This is a genomic window from Paenibacillus anseongensis, assembly GCF_009757995.1.
In the GTDB taxonomy this organism is placed as follows: domain Bacteria; phylum Bacillota; class Bacilli; order Paenibacillales; family NBRC-103111; genus Paenibacillus_E; species Paenibacillus_E chondroitinus.
Genome location: NZ_WSEM01000008.1, coordinates 664,050 through 690,554 on the forward strand (window position 1 = coordinate 664,050; position 26,505 = coordinate 690,554).

23 protein-coding genes are annotated in these 26,505 nt (G+C 49.8%); 1 reads left to right on the forward strand and 22 read right to left on the reverse strand.

What is annotated here, in order from left to right; all coding sequences use genetic code 11:
• The 15 genes from GON05_RS10600 to GON05_RS10670 all read right to left on the reverse strand — a co-directional run bounded on the left by GON05_RS10600 (window position 1) and on the right by GON05_RS10670 (window position 16,536).
• Window positions 1-888, reverse strand: a complete 888-nt coding sequence (locus GON05_RS10600; RefSeq protein WP_157319098.1) for a carbohydrate ABC transporter permease — start codon at window positions 886-888, stop codon at window positions 1-3.
• A gap of 86 nt (window positions 889-974) precedes the next feature.
• Window positions 975-2,414, reverse strand: a complete 1,440-nt coding sequence (locus tag GON05_RS10605) for an extracellular solute-binding protein (protein ID WP_157319099.1) — start codon at window positions 2,412-2,414, stop codon at window positions 975-977.
• A 57-nt stretch (window positions 2,415-2,471) separates the two neighbouring features.
• Entirely contained in the window at window positions 2,472-3,314 is an 843-nt protein-coding gene (locus GON05_RS10610; RefSeq protein WP_157319100.1) for a PIG-L deacetylase family protein, read from the reverse strand.
• A gap of 222 nt (window positions 3,315-3,536) precedes the next feature.
• On the reverse strand, window positions 3,537-5,780 hold the full coding sequence (locus tag GON05_RS10615; RefSeq protein ID WP_157319101.1) for a helix-turn-helix domain-containing protein: 2,244 nt from the start codon (window positions 5,778-5,780) through the stop codon (window positions 3,537-3,539).
• Between the two features lie 102 nt (window positions 5,781-5,882).
• Entirely contained in the window at window positions 5,883-6,671 is a 789-nt protein-coding gene (locus GON05_RS10620; RefSeq protein ID WP_220138842.1) for an SDR family NAD(P)-dependent oxidoreductase, read from the reverse strand.
• Window positions 6,672-6,735: 64 nt separating this feature from the next.
• The gene (locus GON05_RS10625) at window positions 6,736-7,527 is read right to left on the reverse strand and encodes an SDR family oxidoreductase (protein WP_157319102.1); all 792 of its coding nucleotides are present in this window, start codon (window positions 7,525-7,527) and stop codon (window positions 6,736-6,738) included.
• A gap of 12 nt (window positions 7,528-7,539) precedes the next feature.
• The gene (locus GON05_RS10630) at window positions 7,540-8,370 is read right to left on the reverse strand and encodes an HpcH/HpaI aldolase family protein (protein ID WP_157319103.1); all 831 of its coding nucleotides are present in this window, start codon (window positions 8,368-8,370) and stop codon (window positions 7,540-7,542) included.
• A gap of 46 nt (window positions 8,371-8,416) precedes the next feature.
• On the reverse strand, window positions 8,417-9,361 hold the full coding sequence (locus tag GON05_RS10635; protein WP_246238968.1) for a Gfo/Idh/MocA family oxidoreductase: 945 nt from the start codon (window positions 9,359-9,361) through the stop codon (window positions 8,417-8,419).
• A 14-nt stretch (window positions 9,362-9,375) separates the two neighbouring features.
• The gene (locus tag GON05_RS10640; protein WP_157319105.1) at window positions 9,376-10,185 is read right to left on the reverse strand and encodes an IclR family transcriptional regulator; all 810 of its coding nucleotides are present in this window, start codon (window positions 10,183-10,185) and stop codon (window positions 9,376-9,378) included.
• A gap of 21 nt (window positions 10,186-10,206) precedes the next feature.
• Window positions 10,207-10,965 carry an SDR family NAD(P)-dependent oxidoreductase gene (locus tag GON05_RS10645; RefSeq protein ID WP_157319106.1) on the reverse strand — a complete coding sequence of 253 codons (759 nt, stop codon included), beginning with the start codon at window positions 10,963-10,965 and terminating at the stop codon, window positions 10,207-10,209.
• 12 nt (window positions 10,966-10,977) lie between these two features.
• Complete coding sequence (locus GON05_RS10650) at window positions 10,978-12,294, reverse strand: aspartate aminotransferase family protein (RefSeq protein WP_157319107.1); 1,317 nt, start codon at window positions 12,292-12,294, stop codon at window positions 10,978-10,980.
• Window positions 12,295-12,317: 23 nt separating this feature from the next.
• Window positions 12,318-13,868, reverse strand: a complete 1,551-nt coding sequence (locus GON05_RS10655; protein WP_246238969.1) for a M81 family metallopeptidase — start codon at window positions 13,866-13,868, stop codon at window positions 12,318-12,320.
• Window positions 13,813-14,217, reverse strand: a complete 405-nt coding sequence (locus tag GON05_RS10660) for a RidA family protein (protein ID WP_157319109.1) — start codon at window positions 14,215-14,217, stop codon at window positions 13,813-13,815. The genes GON05_RS10655 and GON05_RS10660 overlap by 56 nt, the downstream gene beginning before the upstream one ends.
• Before the next feature lie 44 nt (window positions 14,218-14,261).
• On the reverse strand, window positions 14,262-15,362 hold the full coding sequence (locus tag GON05_RS10665; protein ID WP_157319110.1) for an alanine racemase: 1,101 nt from the start codon (window positions 15,360-15,362) through the stop codon (window positions 14,262-14,264).
• 19 nt (window positions 15,363-15,381) lie between these two features.
• Window positions 15,382-16,536, reverse strand: a complete 1,155-nt coding sequence (locus GON05_RS10670) for an N-acetylglucosamine-6-phosphate deacetylase (protein ID WP_157319111.1) — start codon at window positions 16,534-16,536, stop codon at window positions 15,382-15,384.
• Between the two features lie 393 nt (window positions 16,537-16,929).
• Here GON05_RS10670 and GON05_RS10675 point away from each other — a divergent pair, with 393 nt between their 5' ends.
• The gene (locus tag GON05_RS10675) at window positions 16,930-18,342 is read left to right on the forward strand and encodes a GMC oxidoreductase (RefSeq protein ID WP_246238971.1); all 1,413 of its coding nucleotides are present in this window, start codon (window positions 16,930-16,932) and stop codon (window positions 18,340-18,342) included.
• Between the two features lie 3 nt (window positions 18,343-18,345).
• Here the strand turns inward: GON05_RS10675 and GON05_RS10680 are convergent, their stop codons facing one another.
• The 7 genes from GON05_RS10680 to GON05_RS10710 form a co-directional block, all read right to left on the reverse strand.
• Window positions 18,346-19,374, reverse strand: a complete 1,029-nt coding sequence (locus GON05_RS10680) for a LacI family DNA-binding transcriptional regulator (RefSeq protein WP_157319113.1) — start codon at window positions 19,372-19,374, stop codon at window positions 18,346-18,348.
• Window positions 19,375-19,398: 24 nt separating this feature from the next.
• A complete protein-coding gene (locus GON05_RS10685) occupies window positions 19,399-20,157 on the reverse strand; it encodes an SDR family oxidoreductase (RefSeq protein ID WP_157319114.1) in 759 nt (252 codons plus the stop codon).
• A gap of 24 nt (window positions 20,158-20,181) precedes the next feature.
• On the reverse strand, window positions 20,182-21,009 hold the full coding sequence (locus GON05_RS10690) for a phytanoyl-CoA dioxygenase family protein (RefSeq protein ID WP_157319115.1): 828 nt from the start codon (window positions 21,007-21,009) through the stop codon (window positions 20,182-20,184).
• A 126-nt stretch (window positions 21,010-21,135) separates the two neighbouring features.
• Window positions 21,136-22,674, reverse strand: a complete 1,539-nt coding sequence (locus GON05_RS10695) for an extracellular solute-binding protein (RefSeq protein WP_157319116.1) — start codon at window positions 22,672-22,674, stop codon at window positions 21,136-21,138.
• 91 nt (window positions 22,675-22,765) lie between these two features.
• Window positions 22,766-23,626: a carbohydrate ABC transporter permease gene (locus tag GON05_RS10700; protein ID WP_157319117.1), complete on the reverse strand. Its 861-nt coding sequence runs from the start codon at window positions 23,624-23,626 to the stop codon at window positions 22,766-22,768.
• Window positions 23,620-24,480 (reverse strand): ABC transporter permease, encoded by an 861-nt coding sequence (locus tag GON05_RS10705; RefSeq protein WP_397369575.1) that lies wholly within the window; start codon window positions 24,478-24,480, stop codon window positions 23,620-23,622. Before GON05_RS10705 ends, GON05_RS10700 begins: the two co-directional genes overlap by 7 nt.
• 231 nt (window positions 24,481-24,711) lie before the next feature.
• Window positions 24,712-26,505, reverse strand: coding sequence for a sensor histidine kinase (locus tag GON05_RS10710; RefSeq protein ID WP_157319118.1), 1,794 nt, complete (start codon window positions 26,503-26,505; stop codon window positions 24,712-24,714).

A 26,505-nucleotide genomic window follows, 5' to 3' on the forward strand; every position in this document is an offset into this window, starting at 1 on the left:
CTAGTACTCAATATCCGATTTAAGAAATTTGAACTGCACGTAGGCAATCAAGCTGATTAAGACGCACAGAACAATCCCCATCGCATTCGCAATACCAAAATTCATGTTCACGAACGCCTGTTGATAAATCAGCATCATGATCGTCGTTGTCCGGTAAGCCGGCCCTCCACCTGTCATGATCAAAATAATCGCAAATACCTGGAAAGCACCGATCGTTCCCGTTACTACGACATATAGCAAGGTCGGCTTAAGCATTGGAAGTGTAATCTGGAGGAACATCTTCCCCGGCTTTGCACCATCCAGTGCAGCAGATTCATAATAATCCTTGGGAATTCCGCCGAGCGCAGCAGAAAAGACGACAACCGCTGACCCCACAGAGATCGTAAGCACAATTAAAGATAACGCCAGTGTCGCCGAATGGACTCCCAGCCAATTCACCGGCTGCAGACCGACTCGGCCCAGGATATAATTGCCAAGGCCAAATTGTCCATTGTAGATGTACTGCCACACTAAAGTCAGGGAGACAATTGAGGTGACGCCTGGGATATAGAAGGCAGCCTTGAAAAACGATTGCATTTTCTTCGGATAGGCATGTAATGTAACCGCTATCATCAAGGCAATCACGGTGATGGATGGAACCAGATACAAGACAAATTCCAACGTATTAAGAATGGACTTCCAGAAAAGAGGATCTGTAAAAATCGTGCGGTAATTATCAAGTCCCGTCCAATAGTACTTGGTATAATCAAAGCCATAAAAGCTGCTTTTGATCGCTTTGAGAATGGGATACACAACAAACAGCAGAAAAAACAACAACATGGGCAGGACGAATAGCCAACCGCTGGTTTCTCTGCGCAAACGGATGCTGCTGAATGTACTCGGTTTCATTGGCTGCTCCTTCCTTTTACGGCTAAGAGGATAAGGAAATGACGGCAGGAGGCTACAACGTGACAACAGCCAACCTGCCGCATCGGTTACTTATTATATTTGGCGATGGTGTCGTTAAATTTCTTCGAAATGGTATCAATCGTTTGCTTAGGCGTCGACATACCGATAAACAGCTTTTGAATTTCAGGGAACATCGCGGCTCTCATCTCTGGATACCCTTTGATTCCCCAACCTGGATCAATCACCGGCCATTCCTTCGTTTTCGTTGCCAGCTTGGCAAGGAACTGCAGCTCAGGGTCGCTTTCTGTCCATGCAGGCGCTTTGCCGAGCGGGTTAAAGGATTTCATGGCTGTTTGGAAAATGGTATTATCCTTCATCGTCCAATAGAGGAATTTTTTCGCCCATTCTTCTTTGATTGCATCCGCATTTTTGAACACGACTCCGAATCCTACTTCCGACTTTAACGCCGCTTGCCCTGGGGTTGTCGAAGGGAAATTGACGTACATGTACTCATGCGGTCCGCTGACGCTTCCGTCTTTCAAACCGTTTTTGATAATATCCGAGTGGGCTGCCGATGCAACGACCATCCCGTTTTTCCGCTGCTTCCAATAGTCCAATGCGTTCGTAGAGGTCAACGTTTCAGGATGCGGTGTGACAAGCCCTTCATCAACCAACGATTTGAAGAACGTTAACGCTTTTTCCGACTCCGGGCTTTCCCCTGCTGTATATTTCGTGTAATCCGCATTAAACAATTTGACCCCGTAGCCGGAGATAATGTTGTTATAAATCTGATCGCCTTGTTCGTTCAGAGCGAACAACGTCAATCCGTATACGCCCTTCTCTTTGTTCGCCACGGCTTTCAATGCCGCTTTGAATTGGTCCGGCGTCCACGTCCTGTACTCGTCTTGCGGAAGCAGGTTTTCAGCGCCGGCCTCTTTCCACAAGGATTTATCAAGAATCAATCCGAGCTGAGTCGAGTAGTAGGGCATTGTCACAACGGTGCCGCCTACCGAAACCATTTTCATCATATCCGCACTCTTCTTCACTTGAGCCAGATCATCTGCAGGAATAATATCCTCCAGGGAAGCTAGCGCACCCATTTGACCGTAGGCCAAAGTACGTCCCGGATAGTCCAGGAAGACGTTAGGCGCCGACTTGGAAGCAATCGCTGTCGTGACCTTCTCATTAATGCCGTCGAAAGGGATGAGCTCGATGTTTACCTTGACGTTCGGGTGAATTTTGTTCCATTCCGGAAGCAAATCCTCCTTGAACCAGTCACCGGCCTTCTGCCCCGGCTTGTAGGTACCGTTCGGCGCTGCCCAGACCGTTAGTTCAATCTTCGGATCTTCCTTCGGGGCTTGCGACGCTGCTGCTGCCGGACTCGTGCTGCCTGCGGGAGCCGTTGTCGGCGACGGTTTACTGGAACCCCCATCTGTACTGCACCCTACGGTCGTCGCCATGAGAAGCGATACACCTGCTGCTACAAACCATGATTTAAATGAATAATTATTCATTTTACGGATCATTCCGTCGGCCCCCTTCTCCTATGTAAAGCGAATTGGATAGATATGCGGATAACGAAGTTAAGTCAGGGGAAACATCTCACGAATACTCATAGTTGAATAAGAGAGATGCCTCATTAACAAATCACTTTTTTGCGCAGCTTCCGTTAATGGTAAATGCGAATGCGTTTCGTTATAGACGCGGTAAAAGCCTTCTGCGAAATTGACGCCGGCCGCCCGTCCATACTCGCCGTTGTAGGATTCAAGCAGCTTGCGAGCGAATAATCCGCTGTAGCCTTGGCTTTTGAATTCATCCATCGCTTTAATCTTCTCGCCTACAACTGAGCTGATATCAATAAACACGTCATTACGCATCCCGTACAGGCTAAGGCCATCAATTGGGCTAACCGGCAGCGAGGTTAAAAAGATTTGTTTCACTTGATACTCCGCCTGACCGTCCAGGTTTTTCAAGAAAAGCGAAACCTTGCTTAGGCCGGCAAAAGCCATCTGGGTCGCAATCGTATGCGGATTATGGAAGGCCGTATTCATCGGAAAATCGCAAATCACGATATCCGGCCTTTCCTTGGACACTTCTTCCGCGATCCGATCCACGATTTCTTCATTCACAACCGAGTAGTTGTCATCATAATCAAGTAAAATGAGCTTGGATATGCCGATCGTTTGAGCGGCCCGCTCCAATTCACGCCTTTTATTCAGCGCAATTTCTTCCAGGCCCGCATGTAGAAGGCTCTCGTCGGGATTGTCTTTACGCCATTCCTCGGCGTATTTGTTGGGATGCAGCCGTCCTCCATGTGTCAAAATCAGAGCAACGACTTCATCCCCGCGCTTCGCGTGAAGCGCCAGCGTACCTCCGCAATTCGTGATCGTATCGGCGGGGTGCGCATAAATCGTCATCACTTTCATAGAGCCCTCCTTGTGTGATCAGATTGTTGAACCCCTCTGTGAATCCATCTGCACAGCGCTGTCAACATCGAGAGTGTGATCTACCAACAAGGTAGCATAGGTCCCTTAACATTGCGTAGGTGAAATTCATTAGATAACCTTAAATTTCGTTAGTCTCACAAGAGAATATAAGGAATTCGACCTGTTTCTTAAAATAACAAAGGTGTATAGCTGGCTGTATGATTACCCGATTTGCCCTAAAAGCTGCTTGCGATACTGCGAAGGCGACAGTCCAGTGTTGTCTTTGAACCAAATGCTGAAATAGTGCGGATTCATAAATCCGACCTGCAGCGCGATATCCTTGATTTTGTTGGCCGGTTCTTCCAAAAGCCGTTTGGCGTGTTCCATGCGCACTTGCCCAACGTAGTCCGTAAACCCGACACCAACTTCCTTTTTGAATAATTGGCTGAAGTAGTTGGCGTTCAGGCCGATTTGCTCGACAACCGAATCAATCCCCAGTCCCACATCGCTGTATTGCTCATTAATGATTTGCAGTGATTTGAGAATGCTTCTGCTAGGCTTTTTCTCTTCCTGAACATTCGGGCTTAAGTGTTCTCTGACAAGCGCGATGAACTGTCTGCCGTTTTTCTCCAGCGGCTGCGACAACAGCTTTTCCTGCACATCGCCGAACCAGCTTTTACTCAGTACCGCCGATTGGCCTGATTTAATGAGCAGCTTATACAAGTGATTGTAGAGCGAAGCCATTAACGCATACAGCACGTGCGGCACAAGATGGCTGGCTCTCGCATAGACAATCAACTCTTCCATCACAGCTGAACAGTTATCAATATCACGCTGCTCCATGTAATAAAGAAGCTTGTTTTCGTACGCTTCAGGGTACTGCAGCTTCCAGGCATCTCCGACGAAGAAGACATTGGTCTGTTCATCCATTCTTTCGCCAACCAGATAATTCAGCAATGTCTTGGCTTCCTCGAACGAGGTTTTGATCAAGTTAACATGTTCATATTGATTGCCGACGAACGCATACATGTGCAGGCCAAGCCTTTCTTTCAACACGGCAATCAGCACATTGATTTTATTAAACACTTCGTCATTGGTACCGTTAAAAATTAAACAATATTGTTCGCTCGACAAATAAATGCTGATCATCTCATGCCAATTTTCGAATTCATGGATGATCGATTCCGCCCGATCCAGCATTTCTTTCTCATTACCTCCGTGTACGTGCAAGAGAACAACGCGAAACGAAGTGCTGCTGAGGCGGAAACCGAGCCGTTCTTCGAACATCTGCGCTTCCGTCTCCGTCATACTTCCTTCGATGAGGGAACGGACCAGCTTCTCCCGCATGAGCGGCTCGCCCTCGCGAACTTTATCAATCATGTGATTGAACGCACGGCCAAGATCACCCAGTTCATCTTTATATAAAGGTTGAAATTTCAAATTCAAATTGCCCTGCTCGACATGCCGGAGCATGCGAATCATTTTGCGCATCGGCATGGAAATCGTCCTGGAGATGAAGACGGAAACAATGACCATGAGCGCAAGGGATAGGCCTAGAAAAGTAATCCATAAATTGTTGATTTGCTTCAAATCCTTAAGCAGCAAACTTTCTGGAATCGTATGAACAAACGTCCAGTTCGTCAACGGGTGCTTGGAATAAGCGACAACATAGTGATTGCTCTCTTCGGTATAATGCCCTTTCGTACCCGTCATTCGGGCGATGTCAATGGGAGGATTCTCTGCTCCGCTCCCGGCGGAAAAGATAAAACCGTTAGAGTCGACGATACTGTTCGTACCTTCGTCCAGATTTGATGAGGCCAAATAATTGTTAAGAATCGTTGGAGAAATCGAAATGATGAGATAACCGAGGATTTGCAAATTGTTTTTATCGTAAATCGTTTTGAACATGACAATCGATGTTTGCTTATCGCGCCATTTAATGAACGACCATAACGAATTGCTGCTGTTATTGTTGGCCATTTTGTCGTACCAGCCTTGTTTGACGAACTCATCGCTAACCAAATAACTCGGCGTGAAATTCATCCCGACACCGCTGTCGTATACATTCTGATATTTATCCACCAAATAAATCGCTTCGATCCCATAAAACCTGTCAGATAACTGCCGTAATTGATCATAGATGTAATTGAAAGCCTGTATGCGATTCATCCCATTCAAATTCGCCGCATTAGCGCTTAACGGCTCTTGAATATTTTCATTGTAGACGAGGAGCTGGGAAGACTTTTCAATACTTTGAATGTAGCTATCCATGCTGCCGGTGAAATACTCGATTTTTTGCAGCATCGCATTGCCTTCCCGGTCCGTCATGAATTGTTTGATAAATGTCGAAGACAGCACAGCAAAGATAATGAGCGCAATGAGTGTAACCAGTGAGAACGATAACCACAGCTTTTTTACCAATTTCAGATCGTGAAAAACCCGGAACCCGTGAACAGAGCTTCTCATAACCTTCACCCCCAATAATATCTATTTTTCTAGTCTAAAATTGACATAACCGCGGGTACGCGAAAACGGCACCATGCGTCGATGCCGTTTGTGTATGGATGTTTACTTCGCTGTGTAACCCCCGTCTACCGGAAGGTTCGTGCCGGTTACGTACTGGGAAGCATCGGAGGCTAAGAAAACAATCGGCCCCCAAATGTCATCCGACTTCGCCATGCGGCCTAACATCGTTCTGTCGTTATAGCGATGAACGAATTCAGGGAGATTTTTCTCCGTCTGGAAGCCTCCCGGCGAGATGCAGTTGCACCTGACCTGACGCGCGCCATAATAGCTGGCGATGAATCGGGTAAAGTTAACCATGCCGCCTTTGTGGAAGAAATAGTCCGGGACCAAGCCATTCAAAGGAAGCCCCTCATACAGGGTGGGGTCCGGTCCAACCATCCCTTGAATCGAGCCGATGTTAATAATCGAACCCGATCCTTTCTCGGCCATCCAATCTCCGATTACCCGTGTGATCTCGAACAACCCTGTCGCGTTTACCGCCATGCTGCGGGCAAAGCTTTCGAGCGAATCGTTGTAGTGCGACATCGTGCGGGCAACCGCATTGTTAATGAGGACATCACACTTCCCTTCGCGCTCTTCAAGCTTATCACGGATCGCAGCAATCGAGGACAGATTTTCTTGGTCGAATTGGAGGGCATGCACCGTACAACCCTCTTGTCTGAACTTCTCCTCAATCGCTTCAAGACGCGATTCATCCCGTGACGTCACATACACGCTGCCTCCGGCCTGTGCACAAGCGATTGCAATTTGCGTGCCGTACAGCCCTGCTCCTCCTGTCAGTAATACCGTCTTGCCGGCTAACGAGAAACTTTGCATCACTTGCGAATTCAAATCGAATTCCCCCTGTCCCTTGTGGCCCTTGCTGCCCCTTGTGGAAGCATCACCTTTCCTATCGTTACCAAGCCGTCCATCCGCCGTCTACCATCAGATTCGATCCCGTCATATAACTGGAGGCATCCGAGGCCAGCATGATGACGGCACCCGTCATTTCTTCAGGCTTCCCTACCCTGCCTAGCATGGTTTTAGCCTGCAGCTTCTGAACGAAATCTTCATTCTGACCGATGATGGTGTTCGGAAAAGGTCCCGGAGATACGCTGTTGCAGCGTATCCCGTATTTCGCCAGATGAGCGGCGCTATAGCGGGTCAGCTGGACGACGCCCGCTTTGCCAACGCCATAATTCGGCGGGTTGTTCGCACCGCTGTCGCCATAGATGGAAGGATCAGGCGAAACGATGCCGTACATCGAGGCAAAGTTGATGATCGAGCCGCCTCCGCTTTCTCTTAAGTGCGGAATGGCTTCCCGGATACAGCGGAACGCTGTTCCTGCCGCACCGTCCACACCTTTTTGCCACACTTCATCTGTCATAAATTCCAGCTCTGCTCCTTTGCCATAACCGGCCCCATAGGTAGCACAGTTGACCAGTACGTTCAACCGCCCGCTGGCTGCGACGTGCATCTGCATCATATTCCGGATCGAATCCGTATCCGAAACATCACAGACGATATTACGCAGACGGCCTTCCTGAATGGCGGCCTCCAGCGTTGCATTTGTACGGAACGTCAAATCCGCCACCGTGACATCAGCGCCAAAGGCCAACATCGCTTCCGTAAGCGCCGATCCGAGATAACCGGACCCTCCCGTGATCACAATGCTTTTTTGCCGTAAAGAGAATAGCTCTGTATACATCCCTCGGCCTCCTTAACTGCTCTTCGTCGAGCCGTAGACAGAATCCGTGCCGGTTCCAGACACGCGGTTAATACTGGAGGCAACCCCGCTCAAATATTGGCCGAACCCAACGACATCCGCCCCCACACTGACAAATTGGTAGCCCATTGCCGTCAACTCGTGCAGATTGCTCGGACTGCCTACCGTTCCTGCAAATTTGCCGTGTTTCTGAGCAAGACGCGCCACCGATTGGCGTGTTTCTAGCAGCAGCGGGTGGTCCCACTTACCGGGTGCGCCAATGCCTTGGCTGAAATCGCCGGGACCGAAAAAGATCATGTCCAGTCCAGGCAGTGCAATCATCTCCTCGAGCTCGGCAAGCGGCTCCGGATCTTCAATCTGCAGCACATTGAAGCGCTGATCATTGGCCTGTGAGATGTAATCAGCCAAGTCTAAATTACAGAAAGCGCCGTCGGCATTTCCGCCATCGAGCGGGCGTCGGCCGAGCGGATGAAACTTCGTATGATGGATGATTTGCTTGGCATCCGCCAGACTCATTACGTGAGGAATCATGATCCCTGCTGCATCCATTTCCAATGGACGGATCAAATCGCTATAGCTGCCCCTCGCCACGCGCACAAGCACATCTACATCATAAGCTTTCGCAGCCCAAATTTGCCGCTCGATCACAGACCAATCATTGGGGACATGCTCCATGTCCGTCCAGAGGCAATCCACACCGGAAATCCTGGCAGCCATCTCCGTAATTCGCGGGTCAGCGAGATTAAGCTTCAGCGCAATCGCCGTTTCCCCTGATCTAAGCTTGCGTAAAACGCGACTCGGACGCATATGAAATTGTGTTGTCATCCTTTCAACCTCCTTCAGGTGTATGCGAAAAGCAAAATTGACTTCATCAATAATCCGCAGCGATTTCTTCCAGAGGGACTACTCTTCCGCCCTCTTCCCGGCTTCGAATACCGGCAATGACCATACGCATTAATTCTTCTGTTTCACTGAACGGAAAAGGACGCTCATCTGTATGTAAATAACCGATAAAGGCTTCAAGCTGAGTTTTAAAGGAATAAAACGTATCTTGGAAACTGACGGTAGCACTGGCACTCGTGCCGCACAGCTGCAAGAGGCCGTGCGAACCATATAGATCTTCAATCGCAATCACAGCAACATCGCCATGTGTGCGATGCTTAAATAACACGATATTTCGTTCCTTGGTTCCTACGTTTTGTGCAGAAAGAAAACCGGGGCCTAGAATGGGGTAAATGGACTCCAAAGCATGGATGCCGTAACGCTCCCAGCTTTTGCAAGTCGTGATGCTTGAATAACGAAGCTGTCCTAAAGAATGTATCGAAGTGCGGTAGGGCATGAATTCTTTGCTGTAGCGCATACAGCTCGATGACATGATTCTGGCGCCATCCCGCACCCATCGCTGGAATTGTCTAAGATCAGGCTCATTATCGACCAACGGTTTGTCGACAAAAATGGGAATGCCCGCTTCGACGAACGGCCGGCAGCGTTCCACATGCTCGTGGCCCTTGTCCGTCGTGATCATCACAGCATCCACATGCCCGATGACATCCTCCGGCCTGCTCACGATATGAGGAATGAGTGATGCTTTTGCCACGAGTTCCGCGTCTTTGGGATCATCGGTCCAAATGTGCGTCACCGACGCGCCTGGAATTTGCAGCTTTTCTTTCGGTTCTTTTGCAAGATAAGCCGGAATGGCGGGATAAGGACAATCGGCCATCGCTGCTTGATCATAGTTATTGAACATGGCACTCCAGGAGTAAGGATGGCCATTCCCATCCACCATCCCGAGAACCGCAATACGCAAAGGTTGCATGAGGAGCTCTCCTCTCATTTTTCGTCCATAACGGTTGGTGCATAGGGGTATCCCAGCTTTCGGGAGATCTGGAACGCAGCCGTCTTGATGCTTTCCGCCATTGCGGGCACAACGTCCGGAGCAAACCGGTGCATCGCCCCTGACAGGCTGACTGCACCCTCGATGGTCCCATACATATTAAAGATTGGAGCAGCCAAACAACGCGCACCCTCTACAATTTCTTGATCATCCAATGAAAATCCTTGCTGTCTGACCTGATTTAATTCAGCAAATATCGATTCAGGTGAAATCAGGGTATGTTTGGTTTTTGCCGGCAATCCATGACGTGCAATCAGCTCCCTGACTTGGTCCTCCGGCAAGTAAGCGGTCATCGCTTTTCCCATGGCTGTGGCATGAAAAGGGGATTTGGAACCTACGGTATCCGTCATGCGAAGTGGCTGTGTGCTTTCAATGATGTCCACATACAGTACCTCACCATCTACTAGAACGCCTAAGTTAATTGTGTCTCCATAGCGCTCTGAGAGCTTCTTCATTTCGTGCATCGCAGAGGCTCTTAATGTGTTGCGTTCCAACAATCCTCGCGTCAGCATTAATTGCTTGTAACCAAGGCAATACTTGCCGTTGTCATCGCTTCTACTGATGAAAGCCCGCTGTTCCAACGTCAAGACGATCCGGTACGTGGACGATTTGGGTTGATCGAGCAGATCCGTCAGCTCTAGCAAATTCAGGGAACCATGTTCAGCCAGCAGCTCCAACAAATCCAACGCTTTGTCAATCGTTTGGATGGTGTAGCGTTCCTGCTTCTGACTTACATCCATGCTCATAGGTAGGTTCGCTCTCCTTCGTTAAGATAACTTAATGAGCTGCCCGCCATCCACCACGAGGCAATGGCCAGTCATATAACGTGAATCGTTCGTCGCCATAAATAGCGCAGCGTCGGCAATCTCTTCCGGTACCCCGGCGCGTCCCATCGGAATCGTCTGCAAGTACGGCCCGAAAGCGGCCGGATTGTCGATCAGCGGCTTCGTGAGCCTAGTCTCGATAAAGCCTGGGCACAGCGCGTTGACGCGAATACCAAGCGGTGCAAGTTCAATGGCCATGGACATGGTGAGCAAGTTGATGCCGCCTTTGGTTGCATTATAGTGCGCTTGATCCTTTTCTGCTGCGAGACCGTTCACACTGGACATGTTAATGATCGAGCCGCCTTTGGCCTGCTTGGCGAGCACTTTCGCAACGGCTTGCCCAGCGAGAAACGTGCCCTTCAAATTGATCGCCATATGCCGGTCCCACTCCGCTTCCTCGATCTCCAGGAAGGAGGCCGGACTGCAAATTCCCGCGTTGTTGACCAATACGTCAATCATGCCCCAATGCTCTAGCACCGTATCTACCATCCGATCAACATCCGCTTTGAATTGCACATCGCCATCGATCCAAATCACCTGCCCGCCTTGTTCGGCGATTTCCGCAGCGGCTGCTTGAAGCGCCCCCTTCTCTCTGCCTGTGATAGCCACCTTGGCTCCTTCAGCAGCGAAACGGAAGGCCGCTGCCTTCCCGATGCCGGTTGAGCCGCCGGTAATAAGCGCAACCTGATCTCTCATTCTCATCCGGTTTCCCCCTTATAAGTGAGCCAACGCTCGATCGACAGCCGCTAATGTCTCTTCAATCTCCTGTACGCCATGTGCAGCAGAAAGGTACCACAGTCCGTTCGATCGGACCAGCACACCCTCCTCCAGCATATAACCCGAAAACTCGGTATACCTCGCCGCATCCCGCTTCGTGAAAGAAGCGAAATCGTCTACTTTCGGCTCCTGAGTAAACATCATATGGAAGACTGGCCCAATGTGGTTAATGAGGCCAGGAATCGCATGTTTCGCGAGTAAGCTGCGAATTCCTTCGACCAGCTTGCTTGCGTTTGCTTCCATTTTCGCAAAAACCGCCCCCTCCTCCTGCGACAGTTCAGCAATAGTCGCCAAAGCGGCAGCCGTGGCAACACCATTCCCGTTCAGCGTACCCAGATGGCTGACCGTCCCCTTCTCAATGAGCGCCATGACTTCCTTCCTGCCGGCCACTGCACTAATGGCGATCCCTCCGCCCAAAGCTTTACCGACCGTAACCAAATCCGGTTTCAGCCCGAATCGCCCATGCGCCCCGCCAAGGCCAAGCCGGAAACCGGTAATCACTTCGTCCAGGATCATCACGATGCCAAGCTCTTGAGTCAGCTCCTGCATGCGCTCCAGATAGCCCGGCTTCGGCAGCACACAGCCCGAATTGCACATCACGGGCTCGGAAATGACCGCCGCAATGTCATCCTTATGCTCGCGGAGCGCCGCTTCCAACACAGCAGCGTCGTTCCATGGCAGCAGAATAATTTCCTCCAGCGCCAGTTCGCTTTGCCCGCCTGTGCCTGCGGCAATCGGCTTATCCTCCGCCAAGCCAGCTGCTGCATCGGATTTGCGCATATCCGAGCTGGGGAACGAGGTGAAAATCGTATCCGACCACCCGTGATAATGGCCGTGAAAGCGGACGATTTTGCGCTTGCCTGTGTGTGCCCTGGCTAAACGGAGCGCCAGCATGACCGCTTCTGTGCCTGACCCGCTTAACGCCACCTTGTCCGCGCAAGGTAAAATCTCCGTCAATCGGCGGGCTAACGCGATCTCTCCCTCATGCTGAAGTCCGAAAGTAATCCCGCGCTGCATGGCTTCATAGACACGTGAGGCGGTTGCTTCGTGTGCATGGCCCAGAATCAACGGCCCATAGCCGAGCAAGTAATCAATAAATTCGTTGCCGTCCACATCTCGAATTCTCGGACCCGATCCCGCAGCTGCGAACAAAGGTGTAGGCTTCATCGCGCTTCTTAAGGAGCTTGCCACTCCGCCAGCCAAGTAAGCTTGTGATTCCGTATATTTTTGCCTCGAATTCTCAACTTGCTTCATCGTGAATCCTCCCTTTTCATGGCCTACTCATACGTTTCGAACCTAGGTACCGGCGTAGGCGTCTCATCTAATGGATAAACAGGGCGCAGGACCCGATGATAGTCAAAATGCGCCAAATTCGCGTTGCAGCACCCCGGTGAATCCACGTTAATGACATGCTTGGCGAACAATCCGAAAGCCGTCTGCCATGCGAGCGCCGATTTGGCTACAATAATGTGATAATCAGCCGGCCATAGCCCGACGGAGCGCACATGCCCAACGTCCCACGGAGCCACCCGTTTTTCCGTCAATATCAGCGTCAGCTGTCCGCATTCGACGACGGCTGTTAAGCCCATTTCCGCGCGCTGCCCTGTCATATAAGGCCCGACATGCCGATAATGCCCGTCGAACAGCAGCCGGACTTTCCCCTTAACCCGGACCGGTTTGCCGTGCAGCGTATCGCTTTTCCCGCCGACCCAGCCTTCGAACGCGCCTCCGATGCCGACCTGCCTAGCAGCTTCCACCGCTTCCTGATCGCGGATCACGATTAACGCTTTTTGCGGCGAGTTTACCAGCTCCGCAAATACATGGGTCGCATCGGCCGGAGCGCCTCCTCCGACATTATCGGAGCCTTCCGCGATAATGACGGGACCTTCCGGCTGGGCGAGTGCTTCGGCTACTGCTTCGCGTGGTGTCAGATAAGAGACATTGAACGACTCTTTATGGTCGATAGCCATTTGCGCAAGTTCCGAAGCGCATCGATTCGCCAAATCGGAATCACCGTCCGTCGTCACAACAAACGACATGCCTGCATCCGGGACATCGCTGTAAGGAAAGCCTCCCGCCACAGTCACGTTTAGAACGCCGGGGATGCGCTCCATGCTGAAAGCAAGCTCCATCAGCTGCTTCATGCTGCCTTTATCGGTCAGCATGCCTTGCGGCACGACCAGCATTCCCGTATGCGCCAAAGCCCGTACGGGACGAATATCCCCTCGGATTTTACGGATCAGCAAATTTACAGCCTCGACAGCCCGTTCGTACATATCCACATGCGGGTAGGTATCGTACCCGACGATCAGATCAGCATGGCGTACCATGTCCTGACTAATATTACCGTGCAGATCAAGCGTCATGGCGATCGGAAACTCCGGGCCCAATTTAGCTCGAAGGCGCTTTAGACATTCACCTTCATAATCCGGATATTGCTCAGCTACCATAGCACCGTGCATGATGATGACAAGTCCTTCCGCCCTGCTGTCGATACTGTCCACAAGTTCATCGATGAGCGCATCTCCTGCGGCCGCCTCTACCATTCCGCTTGGCGTCGCCGCTGCATACAGGCCTGGAATCAAATCGACGCCATGGCTCTCTGCCGCTGCGATGACCCCGCCCATGGAGGTCCTTGTTCCCGCATACCGTGCGGTAAATGCCTCCAAGCCAACTGTCCACTGATCGCGAAAATGGGACAAATCCGTTATCCCCGGCGCAAACGTGTTCGTCTCATGCAAAATGCCGGCTACCGCAATCCGCAGCTGATGATTACTCATCTTCACGGCTTTCTCCGCGACGAGAAGCGGCGTAAGCGATGGCGTCAATCTCGACTAAATAGCTGCCGATGGAGCATCCGATCGAGGTTCTGGTAGGAAAAGGCTTTTTCATGACATTCTCATAGGCCCTGTTGTAACCTGGAAAATCCTCCTGCCTGGAAAGGAAGGCATTGATTTTCACAATATGATCAAGTGAAAGTCCCGCCGCCTCCAGAATGGTCTCAATATTGCGCAGGCATTGAACCGTTTGTTCCTCAATCGTTTCGCCAACGACTTCACGGGTAGCGGGATTTACGCCGACTTGACCAGACACATAGACAAAATCGCCGGCACGGAGCGCTTGGGAAAAAGGAAGTGGAAATTCAGGTGCAAGGTTCGTATGAATAGGCTGTGACATGCGTATCATTCTCCTTCATATGGATATTTCAAAGTTTGTTCCTGCTACTTCACTCTGCCTCTTGCATCTACCGGGATGATTCGCTCCAGTTGACCATTCCGCACGCCCAACAGCTGATCATGCAAATTGGTAACGGCGCAGCAATGATTCGGGATGATGGCTACCACGTCACCGATTTGTAAATGAACCCCTTCCGGAACGGACAAAATGCCATGCTCCTCGCTAAGCCTCTCCACGAAAATGTCAGGGAATTCCGTGATGATCCCGAAGCCTTTGCGATGAGCGCTGCTGTCATTCGACAGCGTCTTTGAGCCGGCATCGATGATCACGGTGCCGGGTCTCGGCGTGCTGACAACCGTCGCATAGATGCGCATTGCGCATTCCTCTTCGCCGATCAGCCCCGTGTACAGCTGAGAGCCATCGCCGAATACGTAAGCGCCGGGCCGAATCTCGGTGACACCGCTGCCTGCGAGTGCGCCAATGAACTTCGACGTCGGGGTTGAACCGACGCTAATGTCGGGCACCTCGATGCCGAGCTTTCTCAGTGCACGCTGCGATTCCAGCAGCGCTTCCGCCTCGGCTAAGGCGACTTCCAAGCAATCGTCGGCACGGCTCTTGGCATACGCTTGACCTGCATGCGTCATTAAGGCGGCAAGCCGGATGCCGGGCAGCTTCGCTATTTCTGCTGCCAGCTCGGCCGTCTCTTGCCCAGGCTCTTTCCCGCAGCGGTTCAAGCCGCTGTTGACATCCAAATAGAGCGGAACCCGCAGCTTCAGATGTTCGCCTAATTCAGACAGCCCTTTGGCTACTTCATAGCTGTCTACACTGACAGACACCTTGACTTGCTGCAGCAATCGCCCAAGTCGCTCAAGCTTGAGGCGCCCGACAATGGGATAGGCGATCAGGATATCGTCTATCCCACCGCTTGCCATAACCTCGGCTTCGCCTAGCTTGGCTACAGTTATGCCCGAAGCCCCGTGCCGCAGCTGCTCTTGCGCGATCCAAATGCTTTTATGCGTCTTCGTATGCGGCCTCAAGCGTACGGCTGCATGGGATGCTAATACCGCCGTGCGTCTCAGATTGGCATCCAGCCGATCCAGATCAATCACAATTGCCGGTGTATCCATGTTCTCTTCGAATTGCATTCCTTCACCGCCTTTTTCCCTAGAGATTTACGGTTTGGCCTTGTAAAATAACCTGTTGAATACGGATTTCTTCATCTACTAGAAGAAGATTAGCCCGCTTGCCTACCGCAATGCTTCCCATCTGATCCTCCATGCGGATGACCTTTGCCGGGTTAAGCGCAGCCATCCGAAAAGCATCCACCATGCCGATTCCCGCATGCACCATCATATTGCGCACGGCTTTGTCCATCGTCAGCCGGCTTCCGGCCAAGTGACCAAGATGATTCCAATTCACATCGGACGAATCTCCCTTGTCCACGCCGGCATCCGGCATCGCATCCGTAATAATGATGACACGATCCGTCCCTTTTGTTTTGTGAATCAGCTTCAGCATCAAAGGGCGAACGTGAATGCCCTCGCGGTCAGGAATCACTTCGGCATAAATATCGTCATGAACAAGAACTGCCTCATCGACGCCAACTTCACGCGTTCCCCCATAACGGGATGGTGAAGGCGTTATGCCCGAAGCATTCGTGCAGTGACAACCGATTCTCAGACCTTGAGGGACAAAACGGAATATTTGCTCCGCAGTCGCCTCGGAATGACCGACAGATAAGGAAATATGATATTTGGCCGCTTCGGTTACAAAAACATCCTGGCCATCGAGCTCAGGCGCCAGCGTCCAAACCTTAATCCGATCTTCGGCAACTCGGAGTATTTCCCCATATTCCTGCGGATCAACCGGACGGATCGGGGACGTGATGGCCCCGTATTTTTTATTAATATACGGTCCCTCCATATGTATACCCACGATTGCTTCCACAAATGGCTTACTCGACTCCATCGTCGCCAGAATGGTTTGAAGTCCGTCCCGCACTTGCTCCCGACTCTCGTTATATGTAAAAGTAGGAAGAATCGCTGTCGTCCCATGCTTCAGATGGCTAAGGGCAAATTCATAGGGCTGTTCCCACGACCACACCCCGCCTCCGCCATGGCAATGGATATCGACAAAGCCGGGAGCGATATAGGCTCCTTTCGCATCCAGCACCTCACTTCCCAACGGCACTTCCATGCTGCCCGCTTCTCCTACACCGACGATCCACCCGTTCTCCATAAGAACGAGCCCATTCGGGATCAATCTGTCTGCTGTCACAATGGTGCCGTTTTGAATCACGCTACTGCCTTTTGCCGACATCCAGCCACCCCTCAACTTAAATTGAAACCACAGTTTCACTGATGAGTATAGCAACTCGCCAATGGGCCTAAAAGATTAAAAAACTCAGATTGCACCTGCCTAAGAAAAGTGACCATCACCGGTTTGGAAACGCATACAAATGTAGCAAAACCAATAAAATTCTACTATGATCAGAGGAATTTAACCTTTTTTGAGCATCTAGATTTTCCAACTATCCATCCTCATAAATACAACTCCTACTCATAAGCTATATACATCTCTGCAGATTGGATGTGACCTGTTATGGATTCCTATCCTGCACAATCAAAAAGAATGATCCACCTTCCCATCGCCACTCCTCGGCCTCCCGAAACCGATCTCAAACAGTGGATTCCTTTAACTTCATTAGAACAAATGTCAGAAACCGAATATGATGTGCTAATTGTTGGCGCCGGGGCGGCAGGTCCTGCCGTCCTTTGGAGATTGTGCCAGCAATGGGGATTAAGCGGCAAACGAATTGGCATCGTCGAAAGAGGAGATCTCCTGATTCCCACGCACAGTATGAATATCGCTACCTTAAATGCATCTCGCAAACGGGATTTTTACAAAAATATCTCGTATCCGCTTGGCAAATCCCAACCCGAATACCCGGGGGCATCTCAAGTTTTCGCGCTGGGAGGCAAAACTTTGTTCTGGTCAACGGCTTCGCCCCGTATGGATCCCAGCGACATGCAGGAATGGCCGATTTCCTACGAAGAATTGACCCCTTACTATAATATTGCTGAGCGGATCATGAATGTCTCCAAAGGATATACGCAAGATTCCACGCTTACAACGATCATGCTCGATATCCTTAGAGGAAGCGGTTTTCCGGAAGTTACAGAGCTCCCCACAGCCGTTGATCTTTCGGCAACGAAGTTTGGTCAGGTCCACTCCAACGCTTTATTCAGCTCCATTGCCTTTCTAGGTTCAGCTTTAAATCTAAGACCTTTTGATTTAGCCGTTAATGCTAGAGCTGTTCAAATCTTATCCGAAAATGGAAGCGCAACAGGTCTGCGGGTAATGACTCCCGATATGAAATCCTATCTCATCCGGGCAAAAACAATTGTCGTGTCCGCCAGTACTTGGGAAACCCCGCGCCTTCTCTTGCATTCCGGCATTCCAGGAAAGGCGATCGGCCATTATTTAATGAACCACTCCAAAATCGTTGCCACCGTTAAAATAGATCGCAGCTACTTCCCCGAAGTGTTGGGAACGCTTTTTATTTGGAAGCCTCGAACCGCTGTGCAGCCCTATCAAATGATCATTTATGGTCCGGATCTCGAAAGATATCTGTGGTACCCGGTTTTTGAAAATAAAGAAATTCTTCCGGAATTTGATATCGGAATTGAAACTTTGGGGGTTGTAGAGCCGCAGTTTGAAAATTATATCTCATTAAACCACTCTAAATTGGACGCGTATGGGGTCCCGGAGATACAGGTTCATTTCTCTTACAGCGAGAAGGATAGGACCGTCATTGGCCAAATGCTGCATGCGACAAACCATATGATCGCCAGCCTACAAGCAACCATCGCTGCAAAAAACCGCCAGCCTGACTTATCTTTTTACGTGCCGGGAGAAGATTACCACGAGATGGGGAGCTGCCGGATGGGCAATGATCCCTCTACTTCGGCTACCAATCCTTATGGCCGTGTGCATGGCATGTCAAACCTCTATGTGGCTGACAATAGCGTTATCCCCTACAGCGGTGCCGCCAATCCTACATTGACGACGGTTGCCTTAGCGATTCGTACGGCAGATCATATCGTCCATCAATTAACAAAATAAGCTCTACCGGATAATCCCGGTAGAGCGATCAGTTTCTGATACTTCCGTAGAGCGCCGAACAACCAGCTCCCCTGAGAAGAAAGGCGTTTCAGCTGTATGTCCTCCTATCGTATCCAGCAGCAATCGCATCGCAGCTTCGCCGATTTGCGGACGAGGATAATGGATGGCCGTAAGCGGCGGATCCGTTTGCGCGGACATCAAGATATCCTCGCAACCAGCCACAGCCAACTGCTGCGGCACCTGGACACCGGCCTTTCGGCAAGCGGCGAGGCAGCCGGCGGCCATCAAATCATTGGCGCAGACCAGCGCAGTAAAGTGGGCGGACTGATGAATCAACGCAGCGTGCAACGCCCGTTCGGCCGGTTCGAATCTGCCTTCCCCATTCAATAAATCCTCCGAATGCCATGTACAGCCTGTTTCCCGCAGCGCATGAATGAACGCCTGCAACCTGACTCCATAATGCTGCGCCGTATCACCGCCGCCCATAAAGCCAATCCGGGTATGCCCTTGCTGCTGCAAATGGCGGACTACTTTCACCATTTCATCTTCCCAGTCGACATCCACATATGGAATTCTCGGCTCTGAATTCTCTAAGCCCTCCGGCTTCAAAACAGAGACAATCGGCATTCCAAGCGTCTGAAAATGCGCCACCACCTGAGGTTTCAGCGACTGCCCGAGCAGTAAAATCCCATCCACTCTGCCCATGAACAAGCCCTTGAGCTCATCTTCTTCCTCTTGTTTATAGGTTTGGAAAAACACAAAGTACCCTCTGTCTTTCGCATGCTGCTCGATATTGATCAATAGACCGGCCTCAAAAGGGTTCCCGAGGTAGTTGATCAGCACGGCAATCTGCCGCGATTTTTTCGTTTTCAGACTTTGCGCTAATAAATTCGGTTGATAGCCAAGCTCGCGAATGGCTTCCAGTACTTTCTGCCTCGTCTCTTCCTTCACAATCTCCCGATTATTCAACACATAAGAAACGACCGCAGAGGAAACTCCTGCGCGGTCGGCTACATCCTTTCTAGTTACCATTCGCTATCTCCCTAACAAACGTTATCAAATCCCAAACGTATTGCCCCCGTTAACCGAGAGGCATTGCCCAGTCACAAAGCCTGACTCTGACGAAGCTAAGAAAACCACCGCATTCGCAATATCTGCCGGCTCTCCGACTCGCCCAAGCGGTACGCCGGTTTGGTAACCTTCCGTGCTGACGCCCTCATGCCGCTCAACCGGTATCCAACCTGGTGCGACCAGATTGACCCGGATACCGTGAGGTCCCAGCTCGCTCGCCCAGGAGCGCGTCATCCCCACCATGGATGACTTGGCCGTAACATAGCTGGAGAAGTTTGCATTCCCGATTTGCACAACCTCGCTGCCGATATGAATGATGCTTCCTTCTCTCTTCAACTTCATCCCCGGAAGCACCGCTTTGGCAAGCAGCAAGGGGGCTTTCACGAAAAACTCCAGCTGGTCCAAGTAAGTCTGCCATGTACTCTCTTCAATCGAAAGCATTGGTTGAGGGCCTGTTGCGTTGTTGACCAGAATATCAATACTCCTGCCAAAATGCTGCTCCACTCGCTCAATAAGCTCGTTAACTTCCCCTTCGCTTGTGATGTCAGCGCGAAAAGCAGTGGCGTTGCCTCCAGCTACGGTAATCAGCCGAACCGTCTCCTCCGCATCCTGAGTGCTATATGCATAGTTGACTGCCACATTCGCTCCCGCTGCCGCAAGCGCAGCTGCAATATGACGTCCCAGTCCGCGTGATGCTCCGGTAACAAGCGCGATTTTTCCCTCTAACCTTGTTGATGAACCCAAGATATCCACCTCTTCCAAGTGAGCTTATTTGTAGACGCTTTTGCCAGCATCCTGATTGTACAGCTCCTTTAATGGTACCATAGATTCGGAAGGAACATAATATTTAAAAGGATTCTCATCAATGACACCCAAAAGCTGTTTCCGGTAAGGCGATGCGTTTTCCAGCAATCGATCGGATGCTGTGCGGTAGTCAATCGGTCTCATCCAGATCGGACTGTAGCCTAGAAACAGCTGCCGGCGTGTAAATTCCGAGCGATTAGGTGCTCCGGCATGCCACAGGTTTTGTGGGAAAATGAACACATCGCCCGGTTTACCGCAGACTTGCACTTCTCCGTCCACTAGACCATTCACATCCTGGCTCCCCGGATGAAACGGTTTGTTATGCGAGCCAGGGACGACTTTGGTATTCCCACGGTCCGGCTGGGACATATCGCTCAAGATATAACATGTTTTAATGTAATAGGTTGAAGTGATGCCATCTTGCTTCGGGAATTGTGGATGCGGACCGTCTTGGTGCCAGTTAATGAAGCTGTGCGACTCGGTTTTCACATCGTTGGGATTCGGTTTACGTACAGTTAAATGTGAAATGTGCAGCTGAATGTTAAAGCCAAGCAGATTAACCATGAGAGGAAGCAGTGTCGGTTCATCAATTAGAGAGGCTATTTCCTCGTCTCTTTCTATGCTGTTATAGATGTTATACGCTAATGATTCCGGTTCCTCGGCAACAATTCGGTCGATCGCAGCGTTCAAACGGTTCACTTTCTCTTCTGACAAAATCCCTGGCAGGATCAAGTAACCATTCTCGTTAAATTGCTCGATAAGTGCAGGAATATCAAGTTTTGTTTGTGTCATTTGAATACACTCCTCATTTTTTAAATTCATTTATGGTAAGTATAACCAATAAATTTACACGTGTAAATAGTGTTTTTAAAAGAAAAGGAAGCCCATTTCTCCTTCCTTTTCCGTACACTTCTACGTTTACTTCACGTAGCCAAGCTCTTTAATTCTTTTATCCGCAGCATCTAAATACGCTTTATAATTCATGGAGCCTTCCAATGTCTTAAGGAAGCTGTCATATTCACTCAGCGGACGCTTGCCATATATAAATTTGGAAAACTCTTCTTCAATGTAGCGAGTCGCATCTGCAGCGTTATAGCCATTCGGCATATCCACGAATCCAGCCAAACCGTCAATGTGCGGCTGTTTGCTCGCGTATTCCATATACTTAGCCTGCGGACCGAACTTCACCGTCAAATATTCCATCTCCGGGCGTCCTGCGAATTGGTACAGCCAGAAATAACCGCCCTCTTTGCCCATCAAATCGGTTGGGACCACTTTATTGCCATCGAGGTTGAAGTGTTTGCCTTTGACCCCGTATTGCACCAACAAAGACCCATCCTTCGAAGAAACATAATTCAGCAAGTCGACGACTTTCTGCAGCTTCTCAGGGTTTTTCTCAAGGGACTTCGGCACGGCGTACAGTGCTGCTGCCTTCCCGATGTCATAGGCGCTTGCATATTTGCCGCCAGGTCCTTTTAGTGCATCCACTTGCACCCAATTGGCATTCGGATTCACTGCCTTAATTTGCTCAACAAATTGATCCTTCGTCACATTCGGCCAATCCAGGTAGACGATTCCCGCCTGCCCTTTAATTGCTTTTTGCTGGTGCTGAAGGCCGGAGTTAGCCAATAGCTCGGGATCTACGGAACCGGATGCTATCATTTTCTGGATAAAAGCAAGAGCATCCTTCATCCCAGGATCATACAGTGAATTCACCACTTTATTATCCTTCACATAAACGGTCGGTGTGCCGCCATCCATACCAACGCCATAGGCTCCAAAAATGGTATCAAAAGCTCCCAGTTTACCGCCGGTGAGGCCATACGTATCCTTTTTCCCATTACCATCCGGGTCTTTCTCGGTAAACGCTTTAGCTACCTCAAGCATTTCCTCCGGTGTAGTCGGAACTTTCAGATTCAGCTTATCGAGCCAATCCTGACGAATCCAGTACGTGTTGTAGGGAACTTGCGGTGACTTCGCGATAGCATACGTTTTGCCGTTCAGCATCCCTTTCTTTAAACTGTCGGCTCCAATGAAGTCTTGTACAGGCTTAAGCTTATCCAAATAAGGCGTGAGATCAAGCAGAAGTCCCTGGTCTGTAAATTGCTTTAACTGCTGGCGGTCGACAGCGAATAAATCCGGGAAGTTCGCTGATGACATGCGTACGTTTAACTGATTTTTGTAATCGTCGCCGGAGGCATACACGGTCAGATTGAGATCCGTGCCCAGCGCTTTATCCAGCTCCTGCTTAATGGTGTCCTGATCAGGAGAAGGAAGTCCGCTGCCCGTTTCGATAATATCAAGCTTCACTGGCTTGGCGCTGGCAGCTGGCTTGCCGCTTTCCGCAGCTTTGTCAGCAGGTTTATTCGCAGCAGGCGCTCCACCGCAACCGGCAATCAGCGTTCCACCGGCGAAAGTCATGGCGAGAAGAATTGGTACAAGCAATTTCTTTTTCATAGATACCCCTTCTTTCTTTTAAAATAAAAGTTGCTTCTATTGTCGCCGTTACAGAACGAATCAGGCTGCAGTCCTGATGCATTCAACGGGGTCAACCTTTGACAGAGCCCACTAACATTCCTTTGGTGAAATGCTTTTGAATGAACGGATACACGATAATGATCGGTAAGCTTGCAGCAACAACAGATGCCATTTGCATCGTTTCGGTAGGAAGCATATTTTCGGCATTTTCCAGCGGTTGCTGGGTCAGCATGAGAATTTCGCGAATAACAACCTGCAAGGGAAACAGGTTCCGATCCGTCACATACATAATCGCCTGGAAAAATTCATTCCAATGGCCGACCATGTAAAACAACCCAATCGTGAGCATAGACGGTATAGAAAGCGGCAATACGATTTGCCAGAGAATCCTGAATTCCTTCGCTCCATCCATTCGAGCTGATTCGAACAACTCTTCGGGAAGGTTTTCAAAAAAGCTTTTCATAATCAAAATGTTAAAGGCCCAAATCGCATTCGGCAGAATCATCGACCAGACGGAATCCAAAAGCCCTAAGGCTTTCACAACTAAATAAGTCGGAATTAGCCCTCCGCTGAACAACATCGTAAACACAACCATAAGAAGGAAGAAGCTTCTGCCCGGGAGATTGCGACGGCTAAGCGGATAAGCCATCAGCAAAGTCAATATCAGGTTTACAATCGTACCTACAACGGTGATGAAGATTGTCACCCAGAAAGCTTTTGGAATATTCGTTTCAGTGAAAAGCTTGTGATAAGCGCTAAAAGTGACGGACTTCGGAATAAGGATGAATCCTCCATTCTTCAGTACTTCAGAGAAAGGTGTGATGGACACGGCAATTACATACATCAGCGGTACGATCGCCGCCAAAGCAGCAAGTCCGAGGATGACGACGACAATCGTGTTTACGATCCGGTCTTCCCAGCCTCTTACCATATGCCATCACCCCATTTCTTGGATAAATGATTCGAACCTAGTACCAAGATAAGCCCAATGACGGATTTGAATAATCCTACGGCGGCCCCCAGTGAGAAGTTCATCTGCTGCAGCCCTGTCCGGAATACCCAAGTATCCAGGATATCGGCAACTTGATACACTTGAATGTTATACAAAATATAAATTTGATCGAATCCGGCATCCATAATATGGCCCAGCTTGAGGATGAGCAGAAGGATAATGACATTTCGAATGCCTGGCAGCGTAATGTGCCAAATCATCCGCAGGCGGCTTGCTCCATCCACACGGGCTGCCTCGTATAACGTCGGATCAATCGCCGTCATCGCAGCCAAGTAGATTATTGCGCCCCAGCCGAGATCCTTCCAAACTTCCGAGCTTACCAGAATCGTTCGGAAGTAATCAATTGAGGTCATGAAGCCTATCGACTGTCCGCCCGCATCTTCGATAAAACGGTTGACGATCCCGGAATTCTGAGAAAGCAGGGCGATCAGAATCCCGTAAATGATGACCCAAGATAAGAAATGCGGCATATACGTGAGTGTCTGCACAACCGTTTTGAACCACCGCAGCCTGCACTCGTTGAGCAGCAAGGCCATAATAATTGGCGGCGCCATCCCAAATACGAGCTTGTAGATACTAATGACGAACGTATTGACCATTAGCTGCCCGAAGTATGGAGAATTAAAAAACGTCTGAAAATGCTTGTACCAAGGATCCGCCCAACCACTGCCGAGAATGCCATCCAGTATTTGAAAATCCTTAAACGCAATAATCACACCATACATGGGAATATAACGGAAAATTACGAAATAGATAACGCCAGGCAAAAGCATAAGATAAAAAGCCCGAAAGGCCCAAACCTGCTTCGCAGATAATTTAAGCCTTGCATCTTTTGTTTGTCTACCCGCCTTTACTTCCTGCTTGGCTACGATTTGCTGTTCCATGAGGCCACCTCTTTTCCATCTGATCACTCGCTTCCTAACGGGTTGAGTTAAGTATAGCAAGCGCTTTCTTTGGAAAATATACAGTGATCCTGCGAAAATGTTCGAATTCTTGCAAACGCTTTATTTGTTTTTTTCTGTATGTTCATGTTCCATTGCCGGAAGTTCTATTCGAATCAATGTTCCGATTTCGGGCAAGGAGAAAATAGACAAACCATACTCCGTTCCAAAATGAAGCCCGATTCGCTCATGGACATTCATGATCCCGATTCCTGTGAATCTATGTTTGCTCGGCGCTTTGTGCCGCTCTTCGAACACACTGTTCAGGACCTCCGAGTTCATCCCGAGCCCGTTGTCCCTGATCGTAATAATCAATTTATCCTTCGCACATTTGGCCCGTATGCGAATGATTCCCTCACGTTTGAGTGGAACAATTCCATGAAAAATGGCATTTTCCACAAGCGGTTGCAGGGTCAGCTTGAGTATGGTTTTGGAGAGCGTGGCAGGCGCTGCGTCGATCTCCATCGTGAATTTATCACCATAGCGCACCTTCTGGATGTAAGCATACATGCGCAGCCCTTCCAGTTCGTCCGCTAACGTAACGAATTCCGTGCTTTTATCAAAACTGAAAGACAACAGACCGACCAGGGTTTTAATCGTTTCTCGGACCTCGTAGATCTTGTGCTGCTTAGCCAAAGAGCTAATGCAAGCAAGCGTATTGTACAGAAAATGCGGAGCAATTTGGCTCTGCAGCATTTTAAGCTCAAAATGCTTCTTGCGGCGTTCCGCTTCCTTCGTTTCCTGCATCAGATGATGAATCCGCTCCATCATGGCATTGTAGCTTCGCGCCAATCGGCCAATTTCATCATTGCCTGTTGCGTGTATCGTGTGGAGCACTTCCATATCTCGCACCCGATCCATTTTGGCAACCAATGTGCGTACCGGCAGCGTAATATACCGGCTAATCATGTAGGTGCTGGCCAAAACAAGAAATATCCAGAAAACGCCTGCCGTGCTGAAGTTCCGGTACAGGCTAGCAATATTTTGATAGAAAAAACTATTTTCATAGAAGGCGATAAAATACCAGCCCAGATTATTCATGCCGGACTTGACCGCAACCAAATCGCCTTCCGGGCCACCAATCTCCGATGCACCGACAGGCAGATCGGACACCTGCTCGACAAACCCCTCATCCAGCTCAGGCGGATAGACCGACGTATGATAAGGCAGCAGCCGGTAAGAGCTGAGCGGAAGGCCAACATCAAACGAATGGACAACATTCTTTTTGTTCGTGATGATGGCGAATGTTTGATTCTTCGTATTCATGAACTGCGCGATCATATTCGTTAATTGAACGAGATCGATTTCTACGACGGCAATTCCTTTCAGCGACTTCGTCGAAGAGGATTGAATCGGCAGCACGAAAGCGACTGTTTTACCCGACATAGGGGATTGATAGGGTTCGGTGATAAAAATGCCGTAAGTTTGCTTGGCTTTCTCAAGCAGCTTAGGGATTTCCGGATTTCCAATAATATCGAAAGTGGTTTGCGAGTCGGATATGACATGGCCGTCTACGCCCACCAAATAAAGCGACTTATACAGCGTCCTGTTCATATTCGCATACGAGCGCAGAACGTCTGAAGCCTCCTTTTCCATGCCCACATTTAATAAATCTTCCCGGGTTGAAATCAGCAATAGGATATTTTGCACATTGTCCAAATAGGCATTCATATAGAGATTGGTTCGGTCAATAATCACTTGAGCGTCCGACACGACCTGTTTACGAAACAGTCCCTCCGCTTCGCGCAAGTTAATGTAGCCAAGCCCCCCTAACAACACCAGTGTTCCCAAGGACAAAAACAAAAAATGCTTGGCCAGCATGCTCCAGCTGCCAAACCATGAGATAAGCGCTTTCAT

Coding starts and splice junctions, on each gene's coding strand:
- GON05_RS10680 (WP_157319113.1), bottom strand. CDS start 19,374: ATGGTAACTAGAAAGGATGTAGCCGACCGCGCAGGAGTTTCCTCTGCG.
- GON05_RS10615 (WP_157319101.1), bottom strand. CDS start 5,780: ATGAGAAGCTCTGTTCACGGGTTCCGGGTTTTTCACGATCTGAAATTG.
- GON05_RS10600 (WP_157319098.1), bottom strand. CDS start 888: ATGAAACCGAGTACATTCAGCAGCATCCGTTTGCGCAGAGAAACCAGC.
- GON05_RS10660 (WP_157319109.1), bottom strand. CDS start 14,217: ATGTCACAGCCTATTCATACGAACCTTGCACCTGAATTTCCACTTCCT.
- GON05_RS10650 (WP_157319107.1), bottom strand. CDS start 12,294: ATGAAGCAAGTTGAGAATTCGAGGCAAAAATATACGGAATCACAAGCT.
- GON05_RS10690 (WP_157319115.1), bottom strand. CDS start 21,009: ATGACACAAACAAAACTTGATATTCCTGCACTTATCGAGCAATTTAAC.
- GON05_RS10610 (WP_157319100.1), bottom strand. CDS start 3,314: ATGAAAGTGATGACGATTTATGCGCACCCCGCCGATACGATCACGAAT.
- GON05_RS10675 (WP_246238971.1), top strand. CDS start 16,930: ATGTCAGAAACCGAATATGATGTGCTAATTGTTGGCGCCGGGGCGGCA.
- GON05_RS10705 (WP_397369575.1), bottom strand. CDS start 24,480: ATGCTTTTGCCTGGCGTTATCTATTTCGTAATTTTCCGTTATATTCCC.
- GON05_RS10695 (WP_157319116.1), bottom strand. CDS start 22,674: ATGAAAAAGAAATTGCTTGTACCAATTCTTCTCGCCATGACTTTCGCC.
- GON05_RS10670 (WP_157319111.1), bottom strand. CDS start 16,536: ATGTCGGCAAAAGGCAGTAGCGTGATTCAAAACGGCACCATTGTGACA.
- GON05_RS10645 (WP_157319106.1), bottom strand. CDS start 10,965: ATGAGAATGAGAGATCAGGTTGCGCTTATTACCGGCGGCTCAACCGGC.
- GON05_RS10635 (WP_246238968.1), bottom strand. CDS start 9,361: ATGCAACCTTTGCGTATTGCGGTTCTCGGGATGGTGGATGGGAATGGC.
- GON05_RS10700 (WP_157319117.1), bottom strand. CDS start 23,626: ATGGTAAGAGGCTGGGAAGACCGGATCGTAAACACGATTGTCGTCGTC.
- GON05_RS10605 (WP_157319099.1), bottom strand. CDS start 2,414: ATGATCCGTAAAATGAATAATTATTCATTTAAATCATGGTTTGTAGCA.
- GON05_RS10710 (WP_157319118.1), bottom strand. CDS start 26,505: ATGAAAGCGCTTATCTCATGGTTTGGCAGCTGGAGCATGCTGGCCAAG.
- GON05_RS10630 (WP_157319103.1), bottom strand. CDS start 8,370: ATGACAACACAATTTCATATGCGTCCGAGTCGCGTTTTACGCAAGCTT.
- GON05_RS10625 (WP_157319102.1), bottom strand. CDS start 7,527: ATGTATACAGAGCTATTCTCTTTACGGCAAAAAAGCATTGTGATCACG.
- GON05_RS10640 (WP_157319105.1), bottom strand. CDS start 10,185: ATGAGCATGGATGTAAGTCAGAAGCAGGAACGCTACACCATCCAAACG.
- GON05_RS10665 (WP_157319110.1), bottom strand. CDS start 15,362: ATGCAATTCGAAGAGAACATGGATACACCGGCAATTGTGATTGATCTG.